12 protein-coding genes and 1 rRNA gene are annotated in these 11,280 nt (G+C 45.4%); 7 read left to right on the top strand and 6 right to left on the bottom strand.

From position 1 onward, the window contains the following. The 3 genes from rrf to SP90_RS13400 all read left to right on the top strand — a co-directional run. Positions 1-97: ribosomal RNA gene (gene rrf, locus SP90_RS13410) — 5S ribosomal RNA — on the top strand; the annotation flags it as partial. Positions 98-823: 726 nt separating this feature from the next. After that, entirely contained in the window at positions 824-1,204 is a 381-nt protein-coding gene (locus SP90_RS13405) for a hypothetical protein (protein ID WP_157471308.1), read from the top strand. Then, a complete protein-coding gene (locus SP90_RS13400; protein ID WP_066857280.1) occupies positions 1,173-1,406 on the top strand; it encodes a hypothetical protein in 234 nt (77 codons plus the stop codon). Before SP90_RS13405 ends, SP90_RS13400 begins: the two co-directional genes overlap by 32 nt. Before the next feature lie 102 nt (positions 1,407-1,508). On the opposite strand, the gene SP90_RS13395 is transcribed toward SP90_RS13400, so the two are convergent. The 6 genes from SP90_RS13395 to mltA form a co-directional block, all read right to left on the bottom strand. Then, positions 1,509-2,420 carry an NAD(P)/FAD-dependent oxidoreductase gene (locus tag SP90_RS13395; RefSeq protein ID WP_066857278.1) on the bottom strand — a complete coding sequence of 304 codons (912 nt, stop codon included), beginning with the start codon at positions 2,418-2,420 and terminating at the stop codon, positions 1,509-1,511. A 14-nt stretch (positions 2,421-2,434) separates the two neighbouring features. After that, on the bottom strand, positions 2,435-2,752 hold the full coding sequence (locus tag SP90_RS13390) for a thioredoxin family protein (RefSeq protein WP_066857276.1): 318 nt from the start codon (positions 2,750-2,752) through the stop codon (positions 2,435-2,437). 15 nt (positions 2,753-2,767) lie between these two features. Beyond that, positions 2,768-3,442, bottom strand: coding sequence for a Crp/Fnr family transcriptional regulator (locus tag SP90_RS13385; protein ID WP_066857273.1), 675 nt, complete (start codon positions 3,440-3,442; stop codon positions 2,768-2,770). Between the two features lie 47 nt (positions 3,443-3,489). Continuing rightward, positions 3,490-5,052 (bottom strand): sulfatase, encoded by a 1,563-nt coding sequence (locus SP90_RS13380; RefSeq protein WP_066857270.1) that lies wholly within the window; start codon positions 5,050-5,052, stop codon positions 3,490-3,492. 16 nt (positions 5,053-5,068) lie between these two features. Continuing rightward, complete coding sequence (gene nhaC / locus SP90_RS13375; RefSeq protein ID WP_066857267.1) at positions 5,069-6,496, bottom strand: Na+/H+ antiporter NhaC; 1,428 nt, start codon at positions 6,494-6,496, stop codon at positions 5,069-5,071. Positions 6,497-6,888: 392 nt separating this feature from the next. Further along, positions 6,889-8,127, bottom strand: a complete 1,239-nt coding sequence (gene mltA / locus SP90_RS13370; RefSeq protein ID WP_082936457.1) for a murein transglycosylase A — start codon at positions 8,125-8,127, stop codon at positions 6,889-6,891. 195 nt (positions 8,128-8,322) lie between these two features. Here mltA and SP90_RS13365 point away from each other — a divergent pair, with 195 nt between their 5' ends. The 4 genes from SP90_RS13365 (at position 8,323) to aroC (ending at position 11,280) form a co-directional block, all read left to right on the top strand. Continuing rightward, positions 8,323-9,057, top strand: a complete 735-nt coding sequence (locus SP90_RS13365) for a YkgJ family cysteine cluster protein (RefSeq protein WP_066857261.1) — start codon at positions 8,323-8,325, stop codon at positions 9,055-9,057. A gap of 6 nt (positions 9,058-9,063) precedes the next feature. Further along, positions 9,064-9,597, top strand: coding sequence for a shikimate kinase AroL (aroL, locus tag SP90_RS13360; RefSeq protein ID WP_066857258.1), 534 nt, complete (start codon positions 9,064-9,066; stop codon positions 9,595-9,597). A gap of 56 nt (positions 9,598-9,653) precedes the next feature. Further along, complete coding sequence (locus tag SP90_RS13355; RefSeq protein ID WP_066857255.1) at positions 9,654-10,076, top strand: universal stress protein; 423 nt, start codon at positions 9,654-9,656, stop codon at positions 10,074-10,076. A gap of 103 nt (positions 10,077-10,179) precedes the next feature. Further along, on the top strand, positions 10,180-11,280 hold the full coding sequence (gene aroC, locus SP90_RS13350; RefSeq protein ID WP_066857253.1) for a chorismate synthase: 1,101 nt from the start codon (positions 10,180-10,182) through the stop codon (positions 11,278-11,280).

The following is an 11,280-nucleotide window of genomic DNA, read 5'->3' as shown; positions in this document are numbered from 1 at the left end:
TGGGGTACACCCGATCCCATTCCGAACTCGGAAGTTAAGCCGGCCATCGCCGATGATACTGCAGGGGAGCCTGTGGGAAAGTAGGTCGCTGCCAAGATTTATTTTAGAAAGCCCGTTAGCTTTATAGCTAACGGGCTTTCTCTGTTTATATGCTTTGCCTACTTTCCCACAGGCGATAAGAGCCGCGGCGAAGCCGTTGAGCGCCTACCGGCGCGAGGTTTGATCCAAGGCGACAGCCGATGGTCAAACTAATCTATGAAATCAAAAAGTAGCCGAGTCAGAAAAGAGTAGATTGGCCTTCTTCTTTGTCTTTGCATTCATCGAAAAGAGTTCGTCCGAAATAATCTGCCATATCAATTTGCAATATGGCTTTCCTTGCTTAAGCTTACCTATTCCATCTCGTTTCTTTGAATCAAACCGAGTCCCAAGCTTTCTCTTCCCACGCTCCCGCGGGGGGACGGGAGATGCTAGCGCAGATCTCCCTTTCCATTCCCTCTGCGCTTTAACGCGTCACCCCTTCCGTCCTCTCTCCGTCATTATTCTCGGAATATTCACGGTGGGTCGTAATGAGTCCCACGCATGTTGTCAGGCACGAAAAACAATGCCGAGAATAATGACTTCAATGCGAGGTTGGGTTGGAATGCATTAAGGAGGATCCTTAAGTTGAATGGGCTGTTATCTACTGTTGGAATTAATGGAATGTGTATTCGTTAAGTAGATTGAACGTAACTATAGACTTATTTCTTACTGTTTGATGATAAAATAATACAGGTGGTTACGGTATAAACTTTGCTTTAGTAATTACGTGTGGATAAAACTTCCTATGATTACAGGAGAAAAGGTTGTGATTCAAGGCATACAGAACGGCTATTCAGTTAATAAAATAGATTGGTCCTGCAAAGCCGCAGTTAAACCATCAGCAGGGCAGCAGCAGGTAACTGGAGATGCGATAAATTTTTCAAGTCCAAGTAGATTAGTAGCAAGCTTTTTCTCTCAGATGGGAGTGGACTATACACCCGGGAAGGTCATTTCGCTTGAAGATTTGCAGATGGGGCAGCAAAAGGCTGAAGATAGGGTACGCTTAAAGTTAGATGAGTTGTTTGCAGCAAATGATATTTCTTCGAGCCCAAAGATTGAATTAGTTGTAGATAAAAAAGGTTCAATTCGGGTGAATGGCAGCCATCCTCAGAAAAAAAGAAATTGAGCAGTTGCTTGAAGATAATCCTGAGTTGGAAAATAATTTTCGAAAAGCTAGTGCCCTTACTTCTTTGGTGAATGCATGCAATGAGTACAAAGAATTTGCCAAGGAGTATGATAAAGACCCGTACGCAGCTGTAGCTAAGTATTCCCATTTTTTTGATCACCTTAATGATCAGTCTTCACGGTATAGTATGAGTTTTGAATAGAAATGAATTGCTGTTTTAATATATATGGAAATGAGAAAAGGCGCTGTACTGAACCAGCGCCTTTTTTAGTAACTGTATTTTTTTTGTGATTGAGGGCAGTAGTCAGAGGCTGTGAATGTATCGTTCTGCCTCAAGTGCAGCAATAGTTCCATCAGACATTGCTGTTGTTATTTGACGATATTTTTTCTTTCGTACGTCACCTGCAGCGAATACTCCTGACAGTGAGGTTGTCATCTGTTCATCTGTGTTGATGTATCCGTCACTATCCAATATCAGTTGATCCTGAAAGATCGAAGTTCCAGGTTGTTGTCCCATAAAAACGAAAATACCGTCACAGTCGTGGGTAGTTTCTTCGTTTGTTTCTATATTACGTAACGTGACTGAATGGAGTTTGTCAGTATAATTGATAGCGGAGACTTCTGTTGAAAGAAGAAGGGTAGAGTTCGGGCGCAATGAAAGAGCATCCTGATTTGTCTGAGCTGCAAAGAATTGATCCATTTTTTCGATGAGAATCAGTTCTGAGACACCTTGGTCAAGCAGGGCTATTGCCTCATCAAAGCCGCTGTTACCACCGCCTACAACGAGTACTTTTTTATCTTTGTAAGCAGCTCCGTCGCAGATTGCACAGAAATGAACTTGCTCACACTCTCCGGCTATTTGGAGGGGAACTGGCTTTCGGCCAGTTGCGATAATGATTGCTTTAGCTGTGTATTTTTCATCGTCTGCTTCGACAAGTTTGATATCGCCCGTAAGCTCTATGCGGTCGATACAGGCCGCTTCTTCAATATCCACTCCTAACGCTTCCACTTGCTCTTGTATGCGCTCTGAAAGTTCCATACCACCAATCGACATATGGGAAGGCACATTTTCGACGACTTGTGTCCAGTTGACAAGTCCGCCGCATGCGTTCTCGTCTAAAAGCAGAACTTCCAAGTTTGCTCGAGCCGCATAGATCGCAGAGGTCATTCCAGCGACACCACCACCCAGAATAATCAGATCATATTCCGTACTCATGGTTCCCTCTGAGGTTATGGCAGTTTTTCGTACAGTGCTTTCAGTTCCCTAGGGTTCATTAATCCGGAATGAACAGTTGCAACTGAGCCGTTTCGAATAAACACAAGTGTCGGAACTCGCTCCAAAGCGAGTTTTTCCATAATTTCCGAGTTAACTTCGCTATCGATGCTGAAGAGCTCTACAGCTGAAACTTTCGCAGAAAACTTAGCCAACACTTTTTCCATATTTTTGCAATGAGGACAAAGAGCTTTATGGAAAAATATTACAGCATTGGTTAATGAGGCAAAGTCATTTTCAAGGTGAACTGTAGGAAGAGGTGGGATTGTACTCATGGTGTGTCTCCAGCATTATTCGTATGCGAGTGCGGAAAGCCCGTCGATGTCGAGTATATGCAGTTTGTTTTTAGGAAGAATTTTGATCAAATTGCTTTTTTCTAGCTCTTTAAGTGACTTGTATAATGTAGCTCTGTGTACTCCCAGAATACTGGCGATATCTTTCATTCGCAGTGAACCTAACGATATTACTTCATTGTTATGCAGGGGCATGGAGTTATAGCGGAGCAGGATAAATTTAATGATGCGTTGATCAAGTGTATCCAGCCCCAGCGAGGCTGACTGATTGCTGAGAACACTCATTTTTTCAGAGAGCGTTTGTATGATATCTCGTGCAATTTCAGGATGCCCTGTGAGCATCTTTTCCACGGTGTTTTTTGAGAAAAAATACACCGTTGCATCCTTATAGCAGGTAAAAAAGCTACGGATAGGGCGGTTGATAAAGAACGGTGCTTCGCTGAACAAAGAGTTTTGTTCAACATGCATAATGATTTTCTCAGCACCGTCCCACGAGGTTCGTTTCATACACACTACACCAGATTGTAAATAACATAGCTCATGAACCAACTCTCCTGCATTAATGATCACGTCACCTTGTTTGAATTCTTTTTTATGCCCAAGATGTAATACCTGCTCCCAGACATTGCTATCAACGTTAACTCTCCAGAATTCGTCTACATTGTGTATCATGATTTTTCCTTGTCATGCATGAGAGCTGGCGCACCGTTGCGTGAGTGTTATGTTGTGCGTAGTTCGCCGATATACAGCTTGAGTTGCTGCAGAAGCTCTTTAGCTTTATCTGGGTGACTATCAATAATGTTGTTCAGCTGGAACTGATCTATCCTACGGTCGTACATTTCATCTGTTTGCGGTACTGAAACTTCAGCACCGGGAACGCAAGTCCACATTTCTTCTTTTACTTCCAGTTTTGCAGACTGTTCTCCTGCATTACCGCCGGAGCCGGAGCCATCATAAAAGATGGCGTTCATGGAATCGGTATCAATTTCTTTTTGTAACCAGTGAATATAGCTGTACTCATCTGTAATGATTGACCACGACATTCCATAGTAGCCTGCAATAGCAAAATCCCGCACAGTATCTGTTTCTCCGCGCATTACAGGGAGAAGACTGATACCTTGTAGTTCATCAGCATCGAATGTGCTGATGCCTTCATGTCCCGTTTCTTCTAATGCTTCTGAATCATTAAGCCCTAATGCGTCAAGAATAGTAGCTGTAATATCAACGTTTTGGACAAAAGTTCTAATACGTTTTCCTTCTGGCACACCTGGTACATGAGCAAGTAAAGGTATGTGCACCAACTCTTCATAAGGCCATGGACGGCATTTTCGCATAATTCCATGTCCATGCTCTGCATCACCCATAGGCTGTCCGTGGTCAGATGTGATGACAATCATAGTTTCGTCCCACAAGCCTTGGGCTTTGATTGAGTCAAATAACTTGCCGAGCCATTTATCTACCAGAGTGACTTTTTCAGCGTAGAGGGCACGAATGTGTTTACATTCTTCATCAGTCATAACGCCGTCAATTTCTGTCCACGGTGCAATTAGAAGCGGATTGCCCTCGTAATCTGGATTGTACGGGCAAGGCTTTCCTTCCCACACAGAAGGCGGATCCCAAGGTTCATGGGGATCAAAGGAATCTACCCATAGGAAAAACGGACGATTAGGATCCCGTTTTTCTTTTATCCATTCATCTGCTTCTGAGATGACAACGGAGACATAGTTGTCTGCATCCGATTGCCAATGCTGGCGTTGGCGGAGATAACATTCAGTTTCACGGATCAACGATTTGCTTGAATCGTCGTATTCACCATCAGCATTTTTCTTGAGCCATTCAGGAGAGAGAAAGTCTTCTCCCTTGAGCTTTGCATTAAGCGGAAGACGGCTGAATGTCTCGTGATCCAGTTCGTGCCCGTTGCAAAAGCGGACATAGTCGAAGCCACGAGAGTACCCGTACTTTGGGAGCCGCATTGGTGGCGTATCATAGACGAGTGCTGTTTGGACTTCTCGACACCAGAGCATATCCGTCAGCGTAGTGTCTTCTGTAGTGAGCGGTCTCCAGCCGCCATAGGGAAGGGTGAATCGACCTGTCATCAACGCGCGACGTGCTGGAATGGTTGGAAGTCCTTCACTGTAGGCATTTTCAAAGAGAAAGCCTTTTTCTGCAAATTTGTCGAGGTTAGGGGTTTTCACTTTTGTATTGCCGTAACAGCCAAGATAGTTGAACTGCAACGTATCCAGCATAATGAATACGACATTTTGAATCGATTTTTTGAACATATATTTCCTTTGATGCTTAGGCAGTCGTTGTGTCTTTCGCGGTAACAAGAGGGCGTACAGGTTCACCGTTTGTTTTGAAAATACCAAATCCGGTGATAGCGCACGTCATAGAGATCACAGGGATAATGATGTTGAAGAAAGCAAACGGCATAAAGTCTACTGCGCTTACTCCAAGAACCCCTAGAATATAGAACGCATGTACACTCCACGGGATAAGAGGGCACCCCAAAGTACCTGCATCTTCACATGTTCTGGAAAGTACCTGCGGTGCAATATCTGCATGCTTGTATGCATTAGTGAAGGCTCGCCCGGGAACGACGACAGCAAGAATCTGACTGCCGGTACCCAGTAGGATGATATAGGCCGCAGTAAGTGTAGCCCCTACAAGGCTGGTGGCAGATTTAGCTCCGCGGAGCATCGCATCGAGCAGCACTTCAAGGACACGTGCCTTTTCGAGAATCCCGCCGAAAGCCATTCCACTTGTTAACAGCAGAATTGTGACCATAATACTCATGAGTCCACCGCGGGAGAGGAGTTTATTCAGTTCCGGTGAAGCCGTGGTGGCTTTGTAACCACGAGTCAACTGACCGGCCAGTTCTGCAAGAGTAGCACCTTCAGCCATAGCGATGGCAAGAGCGCTGATAAGGCATATGACCATTACCGGTAGTACTGGAAGGCGCTTGTACGCTAGTACAATCATGAGAGCAGGTGGGATGAACGCAAGAGGTGATAAATTGAACGAAGACTCAAGGTTGGTGAGAATGATATTGATATTCGCGATATTACCAGTGTCCCCTGTATGCATAGAACCGAGCATCCAGTAGCCGGCAATTGTAATGAAGGCAGCAGGAACTGTTGTCCAGAGCATAGAGGATATATGTGTGAACAGTGGAACGTTACATACAGTAGCTGTGATGTTGGTGGAGTCAGAAATAGGGGACATTTTGTCACCGAAGTATGCACCGGACACAATGGCACCCACTGTCCATGCGGGGTCAAATTCCATTACCCCTCCAACTCCGAGTAAAGCTACACCAATGGTGCCCATGGTGCCGAAAGAGGTTCCTGTAGCCAATGAGGCAACTGCACAAAGTATGAATGTTGAAACGAGGAAATGTTCCGGTGAGATAAAAGTAAGTCCCCAATAGATGATGGCTGGGATAGTGCCTGAAGCCATCCAAGCTGGAATGATCATTCCGACAAGCATAAGAATGGCAACGGCAAGCTGAATTCTGCCTACAGAGGCAAGCATGCCTTCCTGTAATTCATTCCAGGAATACCCGATGCGAAGAGACATGATCCCTGCAAGTCCAACAGCCACGAGCAACGGAAGAACAGGGGGACGGACTCCCACAACAACAGTGCCGTACAGAATGACGGCAACCGGAAGGGAGAAAGTTAAAATAGCCCACAGTAACGACGGTTTTTTCTCTTCTACACTCATAACAACTCCTTACAGGCGGGAATAATGTTCATGCAGAGCTCTGGAACAGGAGTAAACAGAGTGAGATACTCCGTTCAGGCTTTTGTTCATAACAGTCGAGTATGACAGACATACAGGTTTTGATTAACCGTGGAATAAAATTGAACGTGAGTCTGTTGCATTGGCAACACAGGAGAGAAAAAACGAACTACTTGCATTTGAAGCAAGGCAACTTCTAGAATTAAGGGGTAGATAAAGAGGAATCAGACTTGAAGGTAACGATGAACTTCGCTGTTTGGCTAATAAAAAAGTCAGCTGTCCGCATAACCGAATTTATGCGAGCAGCTGACCTGTGAGTCCTATGATTGCACTGACCAGTGAGTTCAGGCTGTTAAATTTTGGTATTGGGTGGTTTATTTAGGCAGTAAAAGCCAAACTGCACCATTTGTGTTCATATGACCTGCAATCCACGTTGCTTCTTCTCCGTATCCGCTGAAAAAGTCCAGATGGTGTTCTTTGATTGCACCGCCTGTATCTTGTGCTAAGCCGAATCCGGCAAGGTTTTCACCATATTGGAATGTTCCTGCAGCACTTTTTTCAGGCATTGGGACATCGAACAGCAGCATACTTCCTAATGGAAGATAGGAAGGGTCGGTTGCAAGAGAAACGCGAGGAGTAAGAGGTTGTCCCATGGAACCGTACGGGCCGGAGTCTGAAAGTCTGAAGAATACATAGCTAGGGTTTGTTGCTAACAGCTTGTAGGTATCTTCTGGATTTTCCGTGAAATATTTGCGAATAGCCTGCATGGATATACCGTCTTTAGGCAGTAGTCCTTTCCGGCACATAACGCGACCCAATGAGACGTACTGACGGCCGTTTTTTCCGGCATATAAAATGTGCTTTGTAGAGCCGTCAGGAAGGATAAGTCTTCCTGAACCTTGAATTTGAAGGAAGAAAATATCGAGTGGATCTTTAGCCCATGCAATTTCAAGCTGCTGTGCGTGAAGCACTCCCTTCATATCAATGGCTTTTCTGTCATAGTATGGAACGGCTCTGCCGTTTTCAATACGGTAGTATGCACGCTGGCCTTTCCATCGAGGATGGATATCTTCAAGATTCAGCATGAAGAGGTCAGCCGGTTTTGAATAAAGCGGGTAGGCATATCCTGCTTTTTTCTCCAGACTCGCTTTTAGCGCAGGTTCATAGTAACCGGTAAACTGCGGATCAGAGTCCAGACGGAAAAAGGTAAAGTTTTCTGCCAGAAGTTCAGGGTGAGCATCAAGCTTTGGCAATAATGCACGCATACGCTGCAATGAAACCGCCATTGTTTTCCATGAGACCTGCAAGCCGTATTGGTCGAGCGCGAGTTTTTGCTGCGGCTTTTTGGCAACATAGGCAATTGAACGATCAAGAGCCGGCGCAAAATTCATCCAGGATCGCATTCCCTGTTTGCTAATTGCAAGGGATTGGCTCACAGTACGGGCTTCAGAGTCGCTGAGCTGTATGAAGCGCTCGCCTTCGGGTTGTTCCTCAACTGGTGAGGGTATGTTTTCCTGCACAACAGGTTTTGGAGGCTGGCTGCAGCCTACGAAGAAAAGGGTAGTGAAAGCAAGTAGGGTAGCAAGAATTCGGGCAATATGTCTGACAGTCAATTTCGTCCTCCAGTACAGTGTGTGGTTAGCTTCTGTAGCATGGAATATTTCAGGCTCAAAGCCCGAACCACCGGTACTTTTTATCGAATGGTGATGAATATTTCTTTGATGTTGACGGAATTGTATAAAATATGGCTCGGTTACAGCTACTATAAGTAATGCTAGAATCTTTTATATATTGGATAGGGAAACATTTTGGTTTCAGAAACAAGACAAGAACGAATTATTCGTAAGGCAACATTTACTGCATTGGTTACTCCTGCTGATGAGTTGCCTGAGTTGCTGTTTGAGACTCCTGAAGAAGCTGCAGGCAGTATTTCTGCGATGATGCAGGGATTCTGGAAATATGTTGATAGCTGTGTAGAGCGTGAGGTTGGTCAGGGTAAGCAGACCTGTGTAAAAGGATGCAGCCATTGTTGTTCTCAGCCAATTTTTATGGATGTATTTGAAGCTGTAGCTTGTTTGCACTGTATGGATACTGAACAGGTAACAACTGCATTTGCAGAAGGCTTTCCAGCATGGCATACAAATTTTACCCCGCAACAGCCGTTATTATGGAAAGCGTTACAGGAAGACAGGTGGGATGAACTGGGGGAGCTTACCAAAAAGCTGACTGCCCCGTGTCCATTTTTGCATGACAATGAGTGTTCTTGCTACGAGGCGCGGCCTATGGTCTGTCGAACATGGATCTCAACAAAGTTTCGTTTTTGGTGCAGGCTGAATCCATCAAGCATAAAATATTCACTACAGTGTCAGGACGCTGTTCATGATGCATACAACAGGGTGTTGTTGCATATTGCAGATTCGTTTGAAATTCCACTGGCTGCTGGTGGGTGGACTACATTGCCGTTGGCATACAACTCTGTAGAAGGCTGTGCCGTGGAACTGTTGAAGCATGCCATCTCGAAGCACATTACGTACAGCAGGTAAGTACAGATGCAACAAGTGAAACGAATATATCTGATAGGGTCTCGCGGGAGCGGGAAGACTTCTGTGGGAAAGGGACTTGCCCAAAAGTTGTTGTGGGATTTTGTGGATACAGACGCATACTTGTGTGAATCACAAGGGAAAACAGTGGAAAAGATTGTTGAAGCGGGAGGTTGGGAAACTTTTCGTGACTGCGAGTCGTCTGCATTGGTTGAAGCATCTGAAGGTGAGATGCGTATTATTGCCACTGGTGGAGGCATGGTTTTACGGGCGCAGAACAGAGAGTTCATGCGTGATCATGGAGTAGTTATATTTCTGGATGTCCCTGCACAGGAGCTGGCACGGCGATTACGTGCTGATCCTCTGGATGCACAACGCCCCTCATTGACAGATAAGCCGTTACTAGAGGAAATCAAAGAAGTTCTAGCTGCAAGGTTAGAACTGTATATGGAATCTGCTCATATAGCGGTGGATGGAGCGCAGGGGGTGGGAGAAATTATTGATAACATCTTGGAACTACTTGAAACCAAACCAGTTTCATAGTTAGATGGTACATACTCAATGAAAATATCTTCCTAACATCATGCGAGGAGAGCAATATGAAGATCGAAAAGATTCTTGTTCCGGTAGATGGCTCGGAATTTTCCAGAAAAGCTGTTGATTATGCTGCCAAGTTTGCCCCGATGGTCGGAGCGTCTGTTATATTGCTCACTTGTCGCCTTGAAGTTACGTCATTGCTCAGTAAAGACCTATATGAAAGAGCTATTAATGACTTAGATGCCTATGCGGCAGCATTACTTGATCCGTATAAAGAAGTTTTTGCAAAAGCCCATGTTGAGGTGACAGATATGGTGCTTGGCGGAACTCCAGAAGAAACTATTCTGCAAGTAGCCAAAGGTGAAGGCTGTGACATGATCATAATGGGGTCACGCGGTTATTCAGACATTAAAGGCTTGTTCCTTGGCAGTACAACGCATAGAGTACTGCAGCTTGCAGAGTGTCCTGTGACAGTAATTCGTTAAGAAATAATTTTTCAGTATCTGACCGGGGAATTTTTCATAATGGAAGATTCCCTTTTTTGTGTTTATACGGCAACCAATGACGATTTAAGTAAGGAGCCAGACAATGAGCGGTAATACGTTCGGCACACTGTTTCGCCTGAGCACCTTCGGCGAATCCCACGGTGCGGCCTTGGGCGGCACAATTGAGGGTTGCCCATCCGGTATTGCATTGACTGAGGCGGATATCCAACGTGAGCTTGACTTACGTAAACCGGGACAAGGCGGCATTGCAGCCACCGCCCGCAAGGAGCCAGATGCAGTACGGATTCTTTCAGGTGTTTTTGAAGGAAAGACAACCGGTACTTCTATCGGGTTTATTATTGAGAATACCGACCAGCGCTCACGTGATTACGGGGACATAATGGAAAAATGGCGTCCCGGTCATGCTGATTTCGGATTTGATCAGAAATATGGTTTTCGTGATTACCGCGGTGGGGGACGATCTTCAGGTCGTGAAACCGTAAGCCGTGTTGTCGGTGGAGCTGTTGCAATGCAACTGCTCGCAACTCAAGGTATCAGTATTCACGCGTATACGGTGGAACTTGGTGGAATTAAAGCGCCATCTATTACCCCCGCAGGGGCACAGCAACGTCCGTATTTTGCTTCAGATGATGCTGTTGTTGACGCGTGGAATGAGCGCGTTCTGGCTGTAAAAAAAGATGGTGATACCCTTGGTGGTATTGTGCAGATTGAAGCACTCGGAGTTCCCGCAGGATTGGGAGAACCGGTATTTGATAAGCTGGATGCATTGCTTGCTCATGCCCTTATGAGCGTTGGCTCTGTAAAAGGTGTTGAGATCGGACAGGGCTTTGAGACTGCACGTATGCTGGGAAGCGAGAATAATGACGGCATGGATGCACAAGGTTTTACCTCAAATAACTGTGGTGGAAGCCTTGGTGGTATCTCAAATGGTATGCCTGTTATTGCCCGTGCTGCTATTAAGCCTATCCCGTCTATTGCAAAAGAACAGCAGACTGTAACTCGAAGTGGCGAGCCATGCACCATGCAGGTGAAAGGGCGTCATGATATCTGCGCAATTCCGCGGGTTGTACCGGTGTTGAAGTCAATGGTTGCACTTGTGCTTGCAGATTTATTGCTGCAGCAGAGCAAGCAATTCTTTTCGCCCGTTTCAGGCGTTGTAGAACCCCGAGGGTTTGACGAATAG

It is taken from the genome of Halodesulfovibrio spirochaetisodalis (assembly GCF_001672295.1).
GTDB classification, from domain to species: domain Bacteria; phylum Desulfobacterota; class Desulfovibrionia; order Desulfovibrionales; family Desulfovibrionaceae; genus Halodesulfovibrio; species Halodesulfovibrio spirochaetisodalis.
The sequence above is the reverse complement of the archived record's forward strand: the minus strand, read 5'-3'. Positions and strand labels throughout refer to the sequence as shown.

Coding starts and splice junctions, on each gene's coding strand:
- SP90_RS13395 (WP_066857278.1), bottom strand. CDS start 2,420: ATGAGTACGGAATATGATCTGATTATTCTGGGTGGTGGTGTCGCTGGA.
- nhaC (WP_066857267.1), bottom strand. CDS start 6,496: ATGAGTGTAGAAGAGAAAAAACCGTCGTTACTGTGGGCTATTTTAACT.
- SP90_RS13405 (WP_157471308.1), top strand. CDS start 824: ATGATTACAGGAGAAAAGGTTGTGATTCAAGGCATACAGAACGGCTAT.
- aroC (WP_066857253.1), top strand. CDS start 10,180: ATGAGCGGTAATACGTTCGGCACACTGTTTCGCCTGAGCACCTTCGGC.
- SP90_RS13355 (WP_066857255.1), top strand. CDS start 9,654: ATGAAGATCGAAAAGATTCTTGTTCCGGTAGATGGCTCGGAATTTTCC.
- aroL (WP_066857258.1), top strand. CDS start 9,064: ATGCAACAAGTGAAACGAATATATCTGATAGGGTCTCGCGGGAGCGGG.
- SP90_RS13390 (WP_066857276.1), bottom strand. CDS start 2,752: ATGAGTACAATCCCACCTCTTCCTACAGTTCACCTTGAAAATGACTTT.
- SP90_RS13380 (WP_066857270.1), bottom strand. CDS start 5,052: ATGTTCAAAAAATCGATTCAAAATGTCGTATTCATTATGCTGGATACG.
- SP90_RS13400 (WP_066857280.1), top strand. CDS start 1,173: ATGGCAGCCATCCTCAGAAAAAAAGAAATTGAGCAGTTGCTTGAAGAT.
- SP90_RS13385 (WP_066857273.1), bottom strand. CDS start 3,442: ATGATACACAATGTAGACGAATTCTGGAGAGTTAACGTTGATAGCAAT.